15 protein-coding genes and 1 tRNA gene are annotated in these 17031 nt (G+C 75.1%); 8 read left to right on the top strand and 8 right to left on the bottom strand.

What is annotated here, in order from left to right; translation table 11 throughout:
* The first annotated feature begins 130 nt into the window (after nucleotides 1–130).
* The 3 genes from ACFIF2_RS02950 (at nucleotide 131) to ACFIF2_RS02940 (ending at nucleotide 1275) form a co-directional block, all read left to right on the top strand.
* On the top strand, nucleotides 131–484 hold the full coding sequence (locus tag ACFIF2_RS02950; RefSeq protein WP_395570860.1) for a hypothetical protein: 354 nt from the start codon (nucleotides 131–133) through the stop codon (nucleotides 482–484).
* 112 nt (nucleotides 485–596) lie between these two features.
* Nucleotides 597–1211 (top strand): bifunctional DNA primase/polymerase, encoded by a 615-nt coding sequence (locus tag ACFIF2_RS02945; protein WP_395570859.1) that lies wholly within the window; start codon nucleotides 597–599, stop codon nucleotides 1209–1211.
* Nucleotides 1202–1275: transfer RNA gene (locus ACFIF2_RS02940), tRNA-Lys, on the top strand. The genes ACFIF2_RS02945 and ACFIF2_RS02940 overlap by 10 nt, the downstream gene beginning before the upstream one ends.
* A gap of 74 nt (nucleotides 1276–1349) precedes the next feature.
* Here the strand turns inward: ACFIF2_RS02940 and ACFIF2_RS02935 are convergent.
* The gene (locus ACFIF2_RS02935) at nucleotides 1350–2708 is read right to left on the bottom strand and encodes a M6 family metalloprotease domain-containing protein (protein WP_395570858.1); all 1359 of its coding nucleotides are present in this window, start codon (nucleotides 2706–2708) and stop codon (nucleotides 1350–1352) included.
* A gap of 302 nt (nucleotides 2709–3010) precedes the next feature.
* Here ACFIF2_RS02935 and ACFIF2_RS02930 point away from each other — a divergent pair, with 302 nt between their 5' ends.
* Nucleotides 3011–4966 (top strand): putative bifunctional diguanylate cyclase/phosphodiesterase, encoded by a 1956-nt coding sequence (locus ACFIF2_RS02930; protein ID WP_395570857.1) that lies wholly within the window; start codon nucleotides 3011–3013, stop codon nucleotides 4964–4966.
* On the opposite strand, the gene ACFIF2_RS02925 is transcribed toward ACFIF2_RS02930, so the two are convergent.
* Nucleotides 4942–6042, bottom strand: coding sequence for an LLM class flavin-dependent oxidoreductase (locus tag ACFIF2_RS02925; protein ID WP_395570856.1), 1101 nt, complete (start codon nucleotides 6040–6042; stop codon nucleotides 4942–4944). The two genes, ACFIF2_RS02930 and ACFIF2_RS02925, sit on opposite strands and share 25 nt — an antisense overlap.
* Before the next feature lie 193 nt (nucleotides 6043–6235).
* On the opposite strand from ACFIF2_RS02925, the gene ACFIF2_RS02920 reads away from it, so the two are divergent.
* Nucleotides 6236–7057 (top strand): hypothetical protein, encoded by an 822-nt coding sequence (locus tag ACFIF2_RS02920; RefSeq protein ID WP_395570855.1) that lies wholly within the window; start codon nucleotides 6236–6238, stop codon nucleotides 7055–7057.
* A gap of 142 nt (nucleotides 7058–7199) precedes the next feature.
* Here ACFIF2_RS02920 and ACFIF2_RS02915 read toward each other — a convergent pair whose 3' ends face one another.
* The 4 genes from ACFIF2_RS02915 to ACFIF2_RS02900 are packed head-to-tail and all read right to left on the bottom strand — an operon-like array spanning nucleotide 7200 to nucleotide 12292.
* Nucleotides 7200–8573 carry an AAA domain-containing protein gene (locus tag ACFIF2_RS02915; RefSeq protein ID WP_395570854.1) on the bottom strand — a complete coding sequence of 458 codons (1374 nt, stop codon included), beginning with the start codon at nucleotides 8571–8573 and terminating at the stop codon, nucleotides 7200–7202.
* A complete protein-coding gene (locus tag ACFIF2_RS02910) occupies nucleotides 8570–10168 on the bottom strand; it encodes a hypothetical protein (RefSeq protein WP_395570853.1) in 1599 nt (532 codons plus the stop codon). Before ACFIF2_RS02910 ends, ACFIF2_RS02915 begins: the two co-directional genes overlap by 4 nt.
* On the bottom strand, nucleotides 10159–11403 hold the full coding sequence (locus ACFIF2_RS02905) for a hypothetical protein (RefSeq protein ID WP_395570852.1): 1245 nt from the start codon (nucleotides 11401–11403) through the stop codon (nucleotides 10159–10161). The genes ACFIF2_RS02910 and ACFIF2_RS02905 overlap by 10 nt, the downstream gene beginning before the upstream one ends.
* Nucleotides 11300–12292, bottom strand: a complete 993-nt coding sequence (locus ACFIF2_RS02900) for a phosphatase PAP2 family protein (RefSeq protein WP_395570851.1) — start codon at nucleotides 12290–12292, stop codon at nucleotides 11300–11302. The genes ACFIF2_RS02905 and ACFIF2_RS02900 overlap by 104 nt, the downstream gene beginning before the upstream one ends.
* 194 nt (nucleotides 12293–12486) lie before the next feature.
* Between ACFIF2_RS02900 and ACFIF2_RS02895 the strand changes: the two genes are divergently transcribed.
* Complete coding sequence (locus ACFIF2_RS02895; protein ID WP_395570850.1) at nucleotides 12487–13083, top strand: histidine phosphatase family protein; 597 nt, start codon at nucleotides 12487–12489, stop codon at nucleotides 13081–13083.
* Nucleotides 13084–13144: 61 nt separating this feature from the next.
* Here ACFIF2_RS02895 and ACFIF2_RS02890 read toward each other — a convergent pair whose 3' ends face one another.
* The gene (locus ACFIF2_RS02890; RefSeq protein ID WP_395570849.1) at nucleotides 13145–14587 is read right to left on the bottom strand and encodes a hypothetical protein; all 1443 of its coding nucleotides are present in this window, start codon (nucleotides 14585–14587) and stop codon (nucleotides 13145–13147) included.
* Between the two features lie 296 nt (nucleotides 14588–14883).
* Between ACFIF2_RS02890 and ACFIF2_RS02885 the strand changes: the two genes are divergently transcribed.
* Both ACFIF2_RS02885 and ACFIF2_RS02880 read left to right on the top strand, forming a co-directional pair.
* Nucleotides 14884–15267 (top strand): hypothetical protein, encoded by a 384-nt coding sequence (locus ACFIF2_RS02885; RefSeq protein WP_395570848.1) that lies wholly within the window; start codon nucleotides 14884–14886, stop codon nucleotides 15265–15267.
* A gap of 134 nt (nucleotides 15268–15401) precedes the next feature.
* A complete protein-coding gene (locus ACFIF2_RS02880) occupies nucleotides 15402–16271 on the top strand; it encodes a spermidine synthase (protein WP_395570847.1) in 870 nt (289 codons plus the stop codon).
* Between the two features lie 75 nt (nucleotides 16272–16346).
* On the opposite strand, the gene ACFIF2_RS02875 is transcribed toward ACFIF2_RS02880, so the two are convergent.
* Nucleotides 16347–16943, bottom strand: coding sequence for a hypothetical protein (locus tag ACFIF2_RS02875; RefSeq protein WP_395570846.1), 597 nt, complete (start codon nucleotides 16941–16943; stop codon nucleotides 16347–16349).
* Between the last annotated feature and the right edge of the window lie 88 nt (nucleotides 16944–17031).

Raw genomic sequence — 17031 nt, 5'->3', positions numbered from 1 at the left:
GTCCGGCCCGTCGATCCACGGGCCGGACGCCCACTTGCGCGGGCGCGGGACAATGGACGGTGGCCCACTCCACCGGGGTGCCCCCGCCCCGCGCGAGGGAGGCCGTCGTGACGTACGAGGAGGAGAAGACATGGCGGAGCCCGCGCCGCGTCGGAACGAACCGCGGCTACGCCCCGCGCCCCTGCTCTTCGAGCCGGCGGAGGCGGCCGCCGATCCGGAGCACTTCTTCGACCTCGAGTCGATCGACGACCCCCGCGCGCTGCTCGACCGGGCGACGGAGCTGACCCAGGCCTTCCGGGCCGCGGCGGACCGGGCGATGGAGTTCCAGGCGATGGCGGCCGCCCAGCTGGCCGATCCGCGCCGCTTCGACCGGCTGACCACCGCGGACATCGCCGAGCGCGCCGAGTGGACCGAGGACTACGCCAAGAAGATGGTGGAGTTCGGGCGGGACCTGATGCGCGGCGGCGAACAGGCTTCCGACTAACCGGTCCGCATATGCCACGCGGGTGGGCAAGATACCTCCTGCCCGCCCTTCCTGTCCCGGTTTCCCGCAACCCAGCGGAGCGGACCCCTCACGCACGGTAGATGTATGCGGCATGAGCAGCAGCACGCACCACGTCTTCCGCACCGCCGCCCCCCGCGCCTCGGAGGTCACCGCCGAGGGCGCCGCCTGGCTGGCCTCGGCGGGCGCGTACCCGCGCAGCACGCTCGCGCTCTGGGAGGAGCGCCCCGACCTCCCGGTCGTCCTGCCCTGCGGCTCCGCGTTCGACGTGGTGAGCGTCCCCGCGGTCTTCGGGCGCCGGATGCTGGACCGGATGTGGGACGAGGGGCCGGGCTCGGGCCCGGTGGCCGAGTTCCGCGGCCGGATGCTGCTGTTCGCGGCGCCCGGCACGGCCCAGCGGCTGCCGTCGCTGCTGGAGTGGGAGGAGTGGAGCGCGCGCGGACGGCGGGGCGGCCGTACGGGGACGGTGCCGGCGCTGCTGTGCCACGGCGCCGGGGACGCGGTGACCGTGCCGCCCCCCGTGGGCGTGGCGCCCGCGCGTTCCGGCTCCCGCTGGCTGGTCGCCCCGGACACCCGCCGGCCGTGGCTGCCGGGCCCGGAGATCCTGCTCTGGGCCGCGGTGCGGGCGGCCCGCGCGGCGGTGCGGATTTCGATTTTTCCTCCCGCCGACCAGGATGCTAAGGTCTACGACGTCAGCAGGCGCCGCTAGCTCAGTTGGTTAGAGCAGCTGACTCTTAATCAGCGGGTCCGGGGTTCGAGTCCCTGGCGGCGCACAGACAACGAAAGGCCCCTCGCTCAGGTGAGGGGCCTTTCGCGTGCTCCAAAGCGCCGGGTGGGGCGCCGGGGCTCACCCCGGCGTGATCTGCACCGTCCACGCGCCCGACACCGTCCGCCCCTCCACCTCCACCCGTACGCCCTCCCCGGGCACCGTGAAGCTCTCGCCGAGGGCGACCGGGGCGTCGGCCAGCGGCGGGTAGACCGAGTCCTCCCAGCAGGCCTCCGTCCGGGGGTGGGCGTCGACCACCTCGACGGGCCCGCCCCCGGACTGAGCCCCGCTGCGCACCCGGTACACCAGCACCCCCGCCCGGCAGGCGGCGGCGTCGTTGCCGACCGGACCCCGCGCCTCGAACGCGAGCACGCTGTCCGGGCCCGTGCGCACGACCGCCAGCTTCGTGCCGCGCCCGAGACCGAAGGCGGGCGCCCCGGCCGCGCCGGCCACCTCCACCCCCGGCCCCGCGCCCAGCGGCTCCAGCGTCAGCCGGGTGGGCCCGCCGCCCCGCACGCACGCCACCTGCCGGGGCTCCAGCCAGCCCAGCTTCCACTTGTGCCAGCCGAACAGATCCGGCGCCAGTCCGAACTGGCTGCCCATCAGGTCCCAGTCGCCGACGTGGGTGTCCCAGTCGCCCTCGCCGTCCGCGGGCCGGTGGTACAGGTCGGGCAGGTCGAAGACGTGCCCCGTCTCGTGGGCCAGGACCAGCCGGTCCGGCGGATGGTTCTCGAAGACGGTCACGACCCGCCGGATGTCGGTGCCGTCGGCCCGCATCGGGGTGTCCAGGTTGACGACCTTCGTGGCGTCGGAGTCCACGCCGGGCGCGTCCGGGTCGGCGACGAAGTAGACGATGTCGTAGCGGGAGAAGTCGACGTGCCGGTCGGCGGCGGCGAGCGCGTCGCGCAGGTAGGCGGCCCGGTGCGCGGGGCTCCAGTCGCGCTGTATGTCGTACGCCGTCGACGGGCGCGGCATCGGGATCCAGTCGGGCCGCGGATGCGGGCGGAGCGTGAACGTGCCGTAGGAGGCGCGCTGGAAGAAGCGGGTCGTGGCCGGGAAGTGGTCGGCGGCCAGCTCGGCCGGCCCGGTCAGCGGCTGGGAGTCGGGGAAGGACAGGAAGACCATCACCGCGTCCAGGGAGCGGGCGGGCCGGGGATAGGCGGCGTTCCAGGTGTCCAGGCCCTCGGAGTGGTGCACCTCGGTGCGCTGGAGCGCGCAGGGCTTTGGGGAGAAGGGCTCGGCGACGGAGGGGGCGGTGACCAGGGAGGTCGCGGCCAGCGCCGACATCGTCGTGCACAACGCCGCCGTGCTGCGCAGGCGGGGCCGGGCCGTGCCCGCCGTCCGCGGGCCCGCCCAGAGCGCCTTGAGGGCCTCCCGGGGAAGTCGCCTCAGGGGGAGCTGGCGCGGCACGGGGACCTCCGGGTGCGGTTGACGGGACACCGCACCCAGCTTGTGCATGATTGTCGTACTGCGCCCTGTTTGTCTGCACCGGATGGGTGAGCCGCCCGGAATTTCGCCGGAAGCCTCCCGGCCGTCCTCCGCATGACACTCACGGAACGTCACAACTGGTCGGGGGCATGAAGAACCCGTCCAGGTGTGAGCAGAAACGATCTGCCGGAGGGGTCACTCGGTCCCGAACGCGGAACGGCGGCTGGAAGGGCCCTGTGCCAGCCTCTATGATCGGCACACTTTCCTGCACGAACAGAGCACGAACAGAGATCGAGGCACTGCGGGAGCGAGCGGTGAACGGAACCTCCGAAGGGCCGGCGCCCGTGGCAGACCTCGACCGGTCGGCCGTCACGGAAAGTGACAACGAACTGGCTCCTCGTACGCCGGGTGCGGGGTCCCCGACCTATCGCTCGGCGTTCACGGCGGCCCCCCTGGCCATGGCCGTCGTCGACTCCGACGGCCTGGTCGTCAGCGCCAACGACACGCTGGGCGCCCTGCTCGGCACCGACCCGGCCGCGCTGACCGGCCGCCCCGCGGCCGACCTCGTCGACCTGGGCTCCGACGCGGGCACCTGGCACGCCTACCGGGAGGTGCTGCGCGGCCGCAGGAACCGGCTGCGCTGCACCCGGCACCTGAAGGGGGCCGACGGGCACTCCTTGTGGGCGCAGGTCACCGTCGAGCCCCTGACCGAGTCCGGCGCCGGGTCGGCGTCCGAGTCCGGAGCCGCGCCCGGGTCCGGAGCCGCGTCCGGAGCCGGGTCAGGGTCCGCGTCCGGCCTGCTGCTGTCGGTCGCCGACATCAGTGCCCGGCGGGAGCTCCAGGCCCGGCTGCGCCACCTCCAGATGCACGACCCCGTCACCCGGCTGCCCAACCGCGCGCTGTTCTTCGAACGCCTGACGGCCGCGCTGGAGGCGGAGTCGTACGAGCACGGCGGCACCGGCCGGATCGGCGTGTGCTACCTCGACCTGGACGGCTTCAAGGCCGTCAACGACACGCTCGGCCACCGCGTCGGCGACCGGCTGCTGGCCGCCGTCGCCGAACGCCTCACCCGGTGCGCCGAGGGGGCCGCCCACGCCCGGTCCGGCGCCCCGCTGGTGGCCCGGCTCGGCGGCGACGAGTTCGCCCTCCTCGTGGAGGACTCCACGGGCACCGACCAGCTCGCCGACCTGGCCGAATCCGTCCTGGCGGCCCTCCAGGCGCCCTTCGAGCTGTGCGACCGGCGGCTGTCGGTCACCGCGTCGGTCGGCGTCGTCGAGCGGCACACCGCCGGCACCACCCCCACCGCGCTGATGCAGGCCGCCGACACGACCCTCTACTGGGCCAAGGCCGACGGCCGGGCCCGCTGGACGCTCTTCGACCCCGAGCGCAACGCGAACCGCATGACCCGCCAGGCCCTCGCCGCCACCCTGCGCCCCGCCATCGAGCGCGGCGAGTTCGCCCTGGAGTACCAGCCGCTGGTCGGCATGGAGGACGGCCGGGTGCGGGGCGTCGAGGCGCTCATCCGCTGGAATCATCCTCAGTTCGGCGTACTGGCGCCGAATCGGTTCATCGCACTGGCGGAGGAGGACGGTTCGATCGTTCCCCTCGGCCGCTGGATCCTGCGCACCGCCTGCCACCAGGCCCGGCGCTGGCAGCTGGCCCACCCGGACGACCCGCCGATCTTCGTCAGCGTCAACGTGGCGGTCCGCCAGGTCTGGGACTCCGACCTCGTGGCGGACGTGGCGGCGACGCTGGAGGAGACGGGCCTGGCCCCGCACCTGCTCCAGCTGGAGCTGACCGAGTCGGCGGTGATGGGCTCGGCCGGCCGCCCCCTGCAGGCCCTCAAGGCGCTCAGCGACATGGGCGTCCACATCGCCATCGACGACTTCGGCACCGGCTACTCGAACCTGGCCTACCTCAGCCGGCTGCCGGTCTCGGTCCTCAAGCTGGACGGCGCCTTCGTGCGCGGCTTCCAGTACGACGGGGTCCGCGACGCCGGGGCGGACGCGGGCCCCGACGCGGCCGTGGCGAACCCGGCCGACGAGGTCATCGTCGAGGCGATGGTCCAGCTCGCCCACCGCCTCGGCCTCACCGTCACCGCCGAGTGCGTGGAGACCTCCGCCCAGGCGACCCGGCTGCGCCGCATCGGCTGCGACACCGGTCAGGGCTGGCTGTACTCCCGGCCGGTGGCGCCGGACCGCATCTCCGCGCTCCTCGGTTCCGCCGGGCCCGGAACCGCCGGGGTTCAGGCTGGCGTCGGCAACCCGTAGGCGTCGGCGATCAGCTCGTAGGAGCGCAGGCGGGCGTCGCCGCCGTGGGCGTTGGCGGTGAGCATCAGCTCGTCGGCACCGGTGCGCTTGTGCAGGTCGTCGAGCCCGGCGCGGACCTCGTCGGCGGTCCCGTGGATCACGTTGGCGTTCCAGGACTGGACGAACTCCCGCTCCATCGGGCTGAAGTCGTACGCCTCCGCCTCCTCGGGCGTCGGCACGAGACCGGGGCGCCCCGTCCGCAGCCGGACCATGTTCAGGGCGGCGGCCAGCACCTGCCGGCGGGCCTCCTTCTCGTCGTCGGCCGCGAGCGCGGAGACGCCGATCAGGGCGTAGGGCGCGTCCAGGACGGCGGACGGCCGGAACGACTCCCGGTACAGGTCCAGCGCCGGGATCGTGTTCTGCGCCGAGAAGTGGTGCGCGAAGGCGAAGGGCAGCCCGAGGGTGCCGGCCAGCCGGGCGCTGAAGCCGGAGGAGCCGAGCAGCCACACCGGCGGCCGGTGCGCCGACTGCACGCCCCCGGGGGAGGTGGCCTGCACCGGGCCTGGGACGGCGTGGATGCGCCGGTAGGGGTGCCCGTCGGGGAAGTCGTCGTCCAGGAACCGGATCAGCTCGGCGAGCTGCTGCGGGAAGTCGTCGGCGCCCTCGTTCAGCCGGTCGGTGCGGCGCAGGGCGGCGGCGGTGGCCCCGTCGGTGCCGGGGGCGCGGCCGAGGCCGAGATCGACGCGGCCCGGCGCCATCGCCTCCAGCGTCCCGAACTGCTCCGCGATCACCAGCGGCGCGTGGTTCGGCAGCATGACGCCGCCCGACCCGAGCCGGATGCGGTCGGTGTGGGCCGCGAGATGGGCCAGGATCACCGCCGGCGAGGAGGACGCGACGCCGGGCATCGAGTGGTGCTCGGCGACCCAGTACCGGTGGAAGCCGCGCGTCTCCGCGAGGCGGGCGATGTCCACGCTGGTGCGCAGCGCGTCGGTCGCGGTCCGGCCGGCGCCGACGGTCACCAGGTCCAGTACGGAGAGGGGGACGGGCGCGGTGCCCTGGGCCGTGCCCCGGATCTCCTCTGCGGCGTCTGCGGCCATGGTGCGGTGCCTCCTGTGTCGTGACGTGCGCTGCGGTTCGCTGCGCGACGTAACAGGAGGCGGCCTCCGGTTATTCCCGGGGCATCCCGCGACCGGAGGTTCACCCCCCGTACATCCGGAGGGGCGCGGGTGATTCGTAAGATCATCGCGTACGGGCGGTGCCGCGTGCCCGACCATGACCCCTGGAGTCCACATGCGCCGTCCGCTTCTCCTCGCCGCTGCCGCCGCGCTGCTGTGCGGCGGCTGTGCCACGGCCGCTCCGGAGAAGGACGAGAAGCCCGCGACGGCACCCTCGGCCTCCCTGTCCTCGGCCTCCCCTTCCGCGGACCCCGCCGCCGCCGTACGGGCCGCCGTCACCGCCGTCGGCGGGCAGACGGCCCGGACCGAGCAGAAGGTGGAGATCGAGGGCGAGGGCGACACGTACGTGCTCACCGTCACCGGCGGCTTCGACTTCGCGAAGGACCGGGGGCGGCTCGCGGTCGACTTCCCCGGGGGCGCCATCAGCCACACCGACGAGGTCTTCGCGGACGGCAAGATCTACGTCAGTGAAGGGGCCGGCCTCGACGAGGGCAGTTGGGGAGTGATCCCCCGCGAGGAGGCGGAGGCCCACTACCTGCTGCGCGCTCCCCTCAACGACCCGGAGCACGTCCTCGGGCAGATCTCCGAGATGCGCCAGGTCCGCCGCGAGGGCGAGGAGACCGTCCGGGGCGTGCGCACCGTGCACTACCGCGGCGTGCTCGACCACGAGACCCTCACCCTGCGGATGGCCGAGGACGTGCGGGAGAAGACGCGGGAGGCCCGCGACCTGCTGGGCAGCGACCTGCCGGTCTACGCGGACGCGTGGGTGGACGACCGGGGGCGCCTGGTGCGGACGCGTACCGCACTCGATGTGCCCGGTGTCGGGGTGACGGTGACCATGGACCTCTCGGACTTCGGGAAACCGGTGCGCACGACGGTCCCGAGGCCCGAGGACGCCCTCCCGGTCAGCGGCTTCAGCGGCGTGCTGCTGGGCTGACCGCCCCGACCGCCCCTGGTCGACCGCGCGGTTACGGCGCGACGTCCTCCAGCGTCCGGCCGCTCGTCCGGCGGGTGGGGTGTCCGGCGGGTGGGGCGTCGGGCTGGTGGCCGGTCCGGCGGTGCGGCCCCCGGTGGCCCGGTCAGGGCTGCCACGGCACCCGGTGTTCGGCCAGGTGGGCCAGTACCGCGTGGTTCGCCTCCCAGCCGTCCGGGAACTTCACCAGCGTGCCCAGCTGGACCGGCTCCGTGGACGGGAAGTCGTCCAGCAGCTCGTCCACTCCCTCGCGGCAGACCACGATGCACGCGTGCCGGTGCCGGGAGGCGAGGACGCACAGGCGGCCCGTCTCCAGGTGGAAGGCGGTGGCGTCGGGGCGGCCGGAGAGCGGGTGCAGGACGACGGTGACGTCGTACTCGCGGCCCTGGAGCCGGTTCGCCGTGTCGACGGTCACCTCGGTCACCCCGAGGGCGGCCAGCGCGGCCCGTACCGCCGCCGCCTGGTCGCGGTGCGCCGTCCCGACGGCGACGCGGCCGGCGGTCAGGGGGGCGGGGTCGGGGGAACGCTCGGACGTGGCCGCGCCTTCGCGGTCCAGGAGCCGCCGGACCACTTCCGCCACCGCCCGCACCGCCTCCGGGTCGGTGCGCGGGGTGTGCCCGGCGGGCAGCTCCAGCAGACCCCAGCCCGAGCGCGCGGCCTCGTCGATCACCCGGTCGGGACCCGAGCCGTCCGACGCCACGGCGAAGGCCAGACTCCGGTCGCCGTGGCCCGTGCCGCTGCGGAACGGCGTGAACGGGTAGAACGCGTCGGAGACCAGCGGGGCCGCCGACGCCGGGAGCCGCCACGACACCGGCAGCCGGTGCTGCGGCAGGCCCGGGTTGTGCGCGAGGAGCGTGGTGACCGCGGACGCCGACGGGTCGTACGACAGGCCCGCCCACTGCTCGCTGCCCACCGTCGCGAACGGGTCCAGCTGCCCCGGGTCGCCCACGAACAGCGCCCGCTCGAACAGCCCGGCGACCGCGAGCAGCGCGTCGGAGCGCATCTGGTACGCCTCGTCGACGATGGCGTGCCGCCACGGCTCGTCCACCGTGACGTGCGCCCACTTCGCGGCGGTGGACAGGACGACGGCCTGCCCGGCGAGGTCGGCGGCCTTCGCCGACTTGCGGACGTTGTCCAGGGCGTCGAGCGCCTTGTCGTACGGGTCGGCGTCGCTGCTGTGCAGGCGGCCCACCGGCAGGTCGGGGTTCTGCTCGGCGAGGCGCAGGACCAGGTCGTCGACCTGGGCGTTGGTCTGCGCCACGACCATCAGGGAGCGGCCGGCCTCGGCCAGCTCCAGCGCCGCGCGGACCACGAGCGTGGACTTCCCGGCGCCGGGCGGGGAGTCGACGACGACACCGCGCTCGGTGCCGTGCAGGGTGTCGTGGAGGATCGCGGAGGTGGCGCGGGCCGCCTCCGCACCCGGGTCGAAGGCCGGCTCGGCGGACCGCCCGACGGGCGCGGTGGTGGTCTCGGCGGTCACAGGACGTCCTCCTCCGTCTGGGCGTCGGCGGGCTCCGGGACGGCGGCCGTCTCGCCGGGCGGCCCGCCGTGCGTCCACGGGGTCTGCTCGGGGTCGGGGAGCTTCGCGCCGCCGCGCTGCTCGTGCTCGAAGAGCGTGAAGCAGAGCCGGTCGCCCTTCTCCGGCACCGAACCGGCCTCGGGCTCCTTGCCGCGGCCCATCCTGTCCACGATCCGCAGCACGAGGATCCCCTCGTCCTCCTGCCCGACGAACTCCGCCGCCTGCGGTTTGCCGTCCAGCGACCGGTACACCTTGACCCGCTCGCCCAGGTGCGGGCGGTCGTCCGTGCGGACCGTGACCAGCGGACGCGGGCTCGGCCGCTTGCTCTCGCTGTACGCCATCACCACGTCGACGACCTCGCCGGCGAACGCCTCCCCGGACAGCCGCCGCCCGGCCATCACCAGCGGGTCGTCCAGAGCCTCCTGCGCCTCCAGCCGGGCCTGCTCCCGCTCACGGGTGGCGAGCTTGTTCGCCGCGGTCACCGCGTCGTCGCGGCGCGGCTGCGGGGGCTCGCCGGCCAGGACGCGGTCGCGGTGGGAGGTGAACGACCAGCGGTCCCGGGTCCACCGGTCCCCGACGTGCGCCCCGGCGGGCAGCTCCCGCAGCAGGTCCAGGCCCCGCCACACCGCGTCCCAGGTGGGCCGCGTACGGCTCTCGACCAGGGCGCGGATCTCCCGCTCGGCCGCGGTCAGCGCGCCGAGCCGGTCGTCGGCCTCCACACCGTCCTCGGCGGTCCGCAGGGCGGTGCGGGCCCGGTCGTAGCGCTCGATGGCGGGGGCGAGCAGCTTGTTGTCGAAGGCCGGGTCGGTCGCCGGGCCGGCGGGCGGGCACAGCAGCTGGCCGTCGGCGTCGCGGGCCAGTTCGGCGCGACGGGCGGCCTCGGCGCCGGTCAGGTCCGCGTCCTGCGGGGCGATCCACGCGAGCAGCGCGCCCAGGTGCTGGTCCTCCAGCGTGGACTGACCGGTCGCCCAGTGCCGGCCCAGCAGGTCGGTCATGGCGAGCAGCAGCGAGGAACCGGGCACGCGGGCCCGCTCGCCGTAGTGGGTCAGCCAGCGGCCGAGCAGCGGAACCCTCGGCGGCGCGGGGTGCGCGGCCTCCGGGTCCTGCTCCGCCGTGCGCCGGAACCGCATGGACCGGCCCAGCAGCCGGACGAAGTCGACGCCCGCGCGGCTCGGCACGATCAGCTGCGCGGCGTCCGCGCACAGGTCGACCTCGACCTTGACCCGCTTGCCCGTCTCCGGGTCGGTCTCGGTGCGTTCGGCGGCCTCGACGGCGTCCGCGTGGGCCTCGACGTGCGGCAGCACGACGTCGGCCAGCTGGGCCAGGAACGCGAAGCGCAGGTCGCGGTCGCGGGGCTGCGGGACGACCAGCAGGTGGGGCGCGTCCCGGTCGGTGCCGACCAGGGCGCCGAGCGGGGCGCCGGCCTCACCGGCCGTGATCAGCGGTACGAGGACGAGCGGCCGGTCGGACAGGTGCCGGTGCCGGACGGTGGCGGCGGGCTGGGCGCGGCCGGTGCGCACGGCCTCCAGCCGGGCGAGCGTGGTGATCAGCGACACCCCGCCACCCCGCTCCCCGTCCCGGCACCGACGGCGGCGGCGCCGGCCGTGGCGAGGGCTTCCGCGCGCAGTTCCGCCGCCCGGCGCAGGGCCGCCACCGCCGGGTCGTCCGGGTCGCCGGCCTCCCCGCGGGCCGCGGCGAGCACGTCCTCGACCGTGGACAGGCCGCCCAGCTCCGCCCGCACGGGTCGGCCGAGCGCCGTCACCGCGCCGGCCTCACGGGAGCGGGCGCGGCAGTGGAAGGCCAGCTCGCAGGCGGACAGGCACTCGGGCGCGTACGTCGCCGGGACCGCCTCGACCGCGGCCGTCAGCTCCGGGGCGGGCAGCTCGGGGGAGAAGCACAGGCCCTCGGGGAGCGCGTCGGCGATGTCCTCGATCCGGGTCAGCCGGGCCAGCTGGCGGTCGGTGACCGCGCGCTGCTTGCGTACGTCGACGGCGGAGGCGGTGGGCAGGTTGGAGAAGTCCTTGGGGCAGACGAGGAGCACGCGGTGACGCACGCGCGGGGCGGGATCCAGCCGGGCGGCGACCCGCTCCAGGGCCAGCACGTACACCGCGGCCTGCCGCGCGGCGGCGCCGACCTTCGCCGGGTCGGCGGAGCCGTCCAGCATGGGGAAGGACTTGATCTCCACGACCGTCCAGCCGCCGTCCGGGTGCACCACCACCGCGTCCGGCTCGAGGAAGGCGGGGGAGCCGGCGACGTCGAGGGCGAGCATCGGGTGGTCGAGGAGCGTCCAGGTGCCCGGTGCCGCGGCGCCGCCGGGGACGGTGGGAGCCGTCGCCTCCCGCAGGGCCAGGGCGGTGCGGGCCGCGCGCCCCTCGGGGCCGGTCGCGGAGAGGTCGGGCACGTGCGCGGCGGTGGGCGGCTCGGCGCCCGGGTCCAGCTTCTCGTGCACCAGCCGCAGCAGCTCGGCCCCGCCGTCCGCCTTGACCCGCGCCTCGAAGGCGTTGCCCCGCGTGAACGCGAACTGCGACTGTCCGAAGACCGACGGGGAGCCCAGCGCGCTCGCCAGCGACGCCTTGTCCACCCCGGCCCCGTCGAGGATCGCGCGCCGGCGGCAGCCCGGGTTGGCGGCGAGGGCGGCCAGGGCCCGCGCGTCCAGCGCCTTGGCCGGTACGTCGGGACCGCGCAGCTCAGCGAGCCGGTGCCGGAGTCTCGTCCCCCGCGTCCGAGGGGGAGGGGTCCGGCTCGGCTCCCGCTGTGAACCGCTGCTCGCGCTGCCGTGGAAATCGCTCACCCGCGGAAGTCTGGCATCCGCCACTGACAATCGGGGAACCAGCGACCTGCGGGGCGGATGCGGCGGCCGCGTCCGGGGCCGGTGCGACGGCCGCGGCGGAGGCGCGTCGGGTGGTGAACCGCACCCGCGTCCGCACCCGGTCGGCGGCCCTCAGGACGAACGGCGTCAGCAGCAGTCCCGCGCCCATCACGGCCGCGCCCGCGACCGCGTCGAGGAAGTAGTGGTTGGCGGTGCCCATCACCACGATCGTGGTCACCAGCGGATAGACGACGCCGGCCACCTTGGCCGCGCGGGTGCCGCCGTAGCGCCACAGCATCACGCCGCACCACAGGGACCAGCCCACGTGCAGGCTCGGCATGGCCGCGTACTGGTTGGTCATCCCGCCCAGCCCGCGCGGCGCGCTCGCCTCGCCGCCCCACCAGCCGTACGAGCTGTACTGGGCCATCGTGTCGACGAAGCCGTGTCCGGCGTCCAGCAGCCGGGGCGGGCAGGTGGGCAGCAGGGTGAAGCCGATGAGTCCTATGAAGGTGGACGTCATCAGCCAGGTGCGGGCCGCCCGGTAGCGCACGGTGCGCGAGCGGAAGATCCATATGAGGAGCGCGGGGGTGACCGCGTAGTGCAGCGACGCGTACCAGAAGTCGGCCGGTATGCCGATCCAGGGCTCGCGGGTGAAGAGGCGGTTGAGCGGGTGCTCCGCGTTGAGGAAGAGCGCCTTCTCTATCCGCAGGATGGCCAGGCCGTGGTCGACCGCGTCGGACACGTCGCCGCGCACGAGGAGGCGGCCGGCGGAGTAGCAGGCGTACACGAGGACGATGAGCGGCAGCTCGGTCCACCAGCGCAGCCGAGTCGTCGGGGCCGCCTCGGTGCCCGGTGTCTCGGTGTGCGGCAATCCGATCGCCCTCCCCCTTCACTCTCGCGCGCGCCTGATCTGACACGGACGTGACACTCTACGGCCTTGGCGCGCCCGCTTCACGGGGCGCCCTCGGCCCTGATAGACGCCCGGATCGCCCCCCGGGTTGCCCGTCGCGGGGGTGCGCGATGATGGAGGGGTCCCTCCGACATTTCTCCCGGAAAGGCCCCTTCATGGCACCGCGCATCCTGCTGGCCCGGCACGGACAGACCGAGTGGTCACTGTCCGGAAAGCACACCGGCAGGACCGACGTGCCGCTCCTGGAGGAGGGCCGGCGCGGTGCCAAGCTGCTGGGCGAGCGGCTGCACCGGGCGCCGCTGGACGGACTGCCCGGCGTCGAGGTGCGCACCAGTCCGCTCTCCCGCGCGCGGGAGACCTGCGAACTCGCCGGCTTCGGTGAGCGCGCGACCGACTGGGACACGCTGATGGAGTGGGACTACGGGGCGTACGAGGGCATGACGCCGGACGAGATCCAGGCCGTCCGCCCCGGCTGGCTCATCTGGCGGGACGGGGTCCCGGAGGGGGAAGGTCTCGCGGACGTCACCGCGCGCGCGGACGAGGTCGTCGCGTGGGCGCGGGAGGCGGACCGTGACGTCCTGGTCTTCGCCCACGGGCACATCCTGCGGTCGATCGGGGCGCGGTGGCTGGGACTGCCGCTGGACTTCGCGGCGCGGATACGGCTGAACCCGACGTCGCTGTCGGTGCTGGGGTGGGCGTACGGGGAACCGGCGCTGGAGAACTGGAACGACGTGGGGCACCTGGTGGGCTGACGCGGTGCTCCCCGCGCCCCCTGGACGCGGCGTTCAGGTCGCCGCCCTCCCCGGGCGCCCCCTAGGCCGGTCTGGGCAGGGCGGCGTGGCGGTCCAGGAAGGTGGAGACCCCCGAGGCGCGGCGGTGGGGGAGCAGGACCCGGGCCGTGGCCGCGAGCATCGTGTGGATGCGGGAGGACTGGACCTCGCCGAGCAGGTCCAGGACCCGCAGGCCCGCCCCCGCCGCTTCGTCGGGACGGCCGCCGCGGGCGAGGTCGTCCGCCAGTTCCGCCGAGTACAGCGCGAGGTTCCGGGTGAAGTGCCGATCCTGGAGCGCCGCCGCCCGGCGTGCGTGCCGGGCGGCCCGGGGCCAGTCGCCCAGGGTGGACCAGCACTGGGCCTCCAGCCCTTCCAGCTCGGCCTCGCCGTAGAAGCTCATCCACTCGGGGTCGGCGTCCGAGCCGCCCCGCCCGAAGTAGGCCTGCGCACGGGCCAGTGCCTGCTCGCAGCCGACGCGGTCGGCGAGCCCCGCCCAGCCGCCCGCCTCGCGCAGCGCGAGCAGGGACAACAACCGGGCCGAGCCCAGCGGGCGGGCGGCGCGCTGCGCGGCCTGGGCCGCCCGTACCGCCTCGCGCGGGCGGCCGGCGTCCCGGGCCAGGAAGGCCATGTTGCAGAAGGCGTGCGCCTCCAGACCCGGGTCGCCGGTCATGCGGGCGGTGGCGAGGGCCTCCGCGTAGTGCGAGCGGGCGTCGTCGAAGCGCCCGGAGTCGTGTGCCAGCCAGCCCACCGAGATCGCCAGCTCCCCGGCGCCCGCGTACAGCCGGTCCGCCGTCGCCTGCCGGGTCGCGCCCGCGTCCAGCAGCGCGTACGCGGTGCGCAGCGGGGTCGCCGCGCGCCGGTACAGACCGTCCGCGCCGTGCCGGTCGTCGAGCAGCCGGATCCGGCGGACGGCCTCTTCGAGCGCGCCGGCGTCGCCCGCCCCGGCCCGGCGCACGGGGTGCCCGGCCGCCGCGGCGTCGAGGGCGAGGCCCAGGGGGCCCAGCGAGGCGGCCACCGTGGCACCGCTCGTCATGAATGCGCGACGCAGCACGTCGCTCTCCTCGTTGTCGTCCTGCTTGTCGTACGGGTCCTGCGGGTCCTGCGGGTTCTGCGGGTCCTGCGCTTCGTGCGTGTGCTCCTTGTCATACGGCTCACCCGCCTCCCCTGTCTCACCTGCGGCGGGGACCGGTGCCCGGCGTCCGCGTACCGACGAGCGGGGCGCGAACCCCAGGTCGGTGAGCGTGCGGCCGGGGAACATGTGGAGGAACACCCGCTCGTACGCGTAGTTGGGGCAGCGGATCTCGCCCGCCTCGACCCGGCCGACGTAGCGCGCGTCACAGCTGACCCGCTCGCCGATCTCCCGCGCGGCCCTGCGCACCGCCGCCGCGAACTCGGCCGGCGAGCGTGTCCCGCGCAGGCGCCGGAAGGCGAGGTTGGGCCGCGGTGGCCGGTCGGAGGGGGCGGAGGTCAGCGTTGACGACACCATGGCCGGGTCCTCTCGTGCGAACCGTCGAACCATGCCGGGACAGGGGCGCTTCGGGGGATTCCTCCGTCTGTCGCCCTTGTGTCCGGCGGGCAAGAACGTACCGGCTGTGACGGAGTGGCCACGCAGTGTTTGGCTACAAACCGGATATCTCATCCACGATCTGCCATGAAGTGCCATCCTTTGCGGCGGACTTGTGCCGTAGCCGTTGACAGTCCGTGGCGTTGGACCCTGTGGACCGGGAGGCCCCCGACTCCCGACCCGCTCGTCCAAGGAGGAGTTCCGTGGTGGAGGCCGGGATGGAGACCAGTCGGATCAGTGATCCCCCCTGCGACGCCTGTGACGTCGTCACCGTGCCGACCCGGCAGGGTCTGGAAGCGGTCGACATCCTCAGGCGGGGTGCCGGTGAGGCGGTGGGCCCGGTGATCCACGACGACGGCTGCGACACCCTCGGATTCCTGGTGCCCCCGGGTACGGCCGCCGCCTGGGACGTGCCGGGGAGCACCTGCACGGAGACCGACGGCCGCGGGCTCCGGCTGGACCTGGCACCCGAGCCTCCCGTCGCCGGCTCGGACTGGCTGCTGCCGCCGGGCGAGGCGGACCTGGCGACCGACCCCGCCGTCCTGCGCGCCGCGCTGGGCGAGGCGGCCCGGCTGATCGAGGCCGCGGACAGCTGCCGCTGAGCCGACGGGCCGCCGGGCCGCCGGGCCGCCGAGCCGACGGCAGCCGGGCCGACCGTGCCGGGTGGCTCCGGCGTGCGGCGTCCGGAGTCCGGCGTCCGGCGTCCGGCGTACGCCGATGGTCCGATAATGGGCCGATGGGAAAGTCCAGGAACCCCCGCCGCGGGCGCGCTGCCGCCGAGACCGTCGTCGAGAACGTCGACGGCGGGCGCGCCGAGCTGATCCCCGACCGGGAGCGGCCCCGGGCCTGGACGCTGCTGATCGACGGTGCCCCGCAGTCGCACGTCGACCTCGACGATCCGGCGTACCTGGCCTTCGAGTACCAGCGCCGCATCGGGCACGTCATCGACCTGGCCGCCCCGACGGGCAAGCCCGTCCAGGCCGTGCACCTCGGCGGCGGTGCCTTCACCCTCGCCCGCTACGTCGCCGCCACCCGCCCCCGCTCCACCCAGCAGGTGGTCGAGCGGGACGCGGCCCTGGTCCAGCTGGTCCGCCGGGAGCTGCCCCCGGACCCCGGCGCGCGGATCCGGGTGCGCTCCACCGACGCCCGCGCCGGGCTGGCCAAGGTGCCCGACGGCTGGGCGGACCTGGTCGTCGCGGACGTGTTCAGCGGGGCCCGCACGCCCGCCCACCTGACGTCCCTGGAGTTCCTCGACGAGGTGCGGCGCGCCCTCGCGCCCGGCGGGGTCCTCGCCGCCAACCTCGCCGACGGGCCGCCGCTCGCGCACCTGCGCGGCCAGATCGCCACCGCCGCCGCCCGCTTCCCGCACCTCGCCCTCGTCGCCGACCCGGCCGTGCTGCGCGGCAGACGCTTCGGCAATGCGGTCCTGGTCGCCTCCGACCACCCGCTGCCCGTCGCAGAACTCACCCGCCGCGCCGCCTCCGACCCCCAGCCCGCCCGCGTGGAACACGGGCGCGCGCTGACCGACTTCACCGGCGGCGCCGTACCCGTGACGGACACGGCGGCGGTCGCCTCCCCGGCACCCCCGGCCTCCGTCTTCCGGTGACGCCGTGATCCGGGGGCGTCGTGACCCAGTGACGCCGTGATCCAGGGGCGTCGTGGGCCCCGGGGCGCCGGCGGCTCAGTAGCTGCCGATCTCCACCCGCGGCGGCCCGTCGTGCCAGGTGCAGAACACGGACACGCGGTCCCCGCCGGAGGTGAACTCCACCCGGATCCAGGACTCCGTCTTCCACACCTGCATCGACCAGCCCGCGCCCGGTGTCGCCGACACCAGGGACGCGGAGGACGGACCGAGGTCGAACACCGCGCGACCGCCGTCCGTGTCGTAGCTCCTGACCCGGCCGGACGTGGCCGGGGAGTCGTCCGCCGGGCCCTCGGGAGCGGTGGACGGCGCGGTCCGCGACGGGGAGGGAGCCGGCGCGCGTGGGGTCTCGCTCGGCGCCGGCGACGGACTCCCCGACGGCGACGGCCGCCGGGTGGACGACGCCCGTGACTCCGAGCCGTCCGCCCCCGCCGCGTCCTCCGCGCCTTCCGCGCTCGCGGAGCCGTCCGCGTCGCGCGCGTCCCGCACGGACGCGTCGCCCGCCGTGATGGGCAGCGCGCGGGGCGCGTCGTAGGCCGTGCCCGTCATCACCGTGTGGACACCCCACCACGACAGCGTGACCGCCGCGCCGGTGGCGAGCAGCCAGGCCAGTACGTGTACGAGTCCTCTGCGCATCGCGGGCCATACTGCCCCACGCGTCCCACACGTGTCGCCCGAACCCCTCTGGAAGGGGGCCGGTCCGGAGTTGTCCACAGGCCCGCAC

This window comes from Streptomyces sp. BK79 (assembly GCF_044142145.1).
Taxonomy (GTDB): Bacteria; Actinomycetota; Actinomycetes; order Streptomycetales; family Streptomycetaceae; genus Streptomyces.
This window is presented reverse-complemented; position numbering and strand designations above follow the sequence as displayed.

Coding starts and splice junctions, on each gene's coding strand:
- ACFIF2_RS02880 (WP_395570847.1), top strand. CDS start 15,402: ATGGGAAAGTCCAGGAACCCCCGCCGCGGGCGCGCTGCCGCCGAGACC.
- ACFIF2_RS02885 (WP_395570848.1), top strand. CDS start 14,884: ATGGAGACCAGTCGGATCAGTGATCCCCCCTGCGACGCCTGTGACGTC.
- ACFIF2_RS02925 (WP_395570856.1), bottom strand. CDS start 6,042: ATGGCCGCAGACGCCGCAGAGGAGATCCGGGGCACGGCCCAGGGCACC.
- ACFIF2_RS02890 (WP_395570849.1), bottom strand. CDS start 14,587: ATGGTGTCGTCAACGCTGACCTCCGCCCCCTCCGACCGGCCACCGCGG.
- ACFIF2_RS02920 (WP_395570855.1), top strand. CDS start 6,236: ATGCGCCGTCCGCTTCTCCTCGCCGCTGCCGCCGCGCTGCTGTGCGGC.
- ACFIF2_RS02895 (WP_395570850.1), top strand. CDS start 12,487: ATGGCACCGCGCATCCTGCTGGCCCGGCACGGACAGACCGAGTGGTCA.
- ACFIF2_RS02945 (WP_395570859.1), top strand. CDS start 597: ATGAGCAGCAGCACGCACCACGTCTTCCGCACCGCCGCCCCCCGCGCC.
- ACFIF2_RS02950 (WP_395570860.1), top strand. CDS start 131: ATGGCGGAGCCCGCGCCGCGTCGGAACGAACCGCGGCTACGCCCCGCG.
- ACFIF2_RS02875 (WP_395570846.1), bottom strand. CDS start 16,943: ATGCGCAGAGGACTCGTACACGTACTGGCCTGGCTGCTCGCCACCGGC.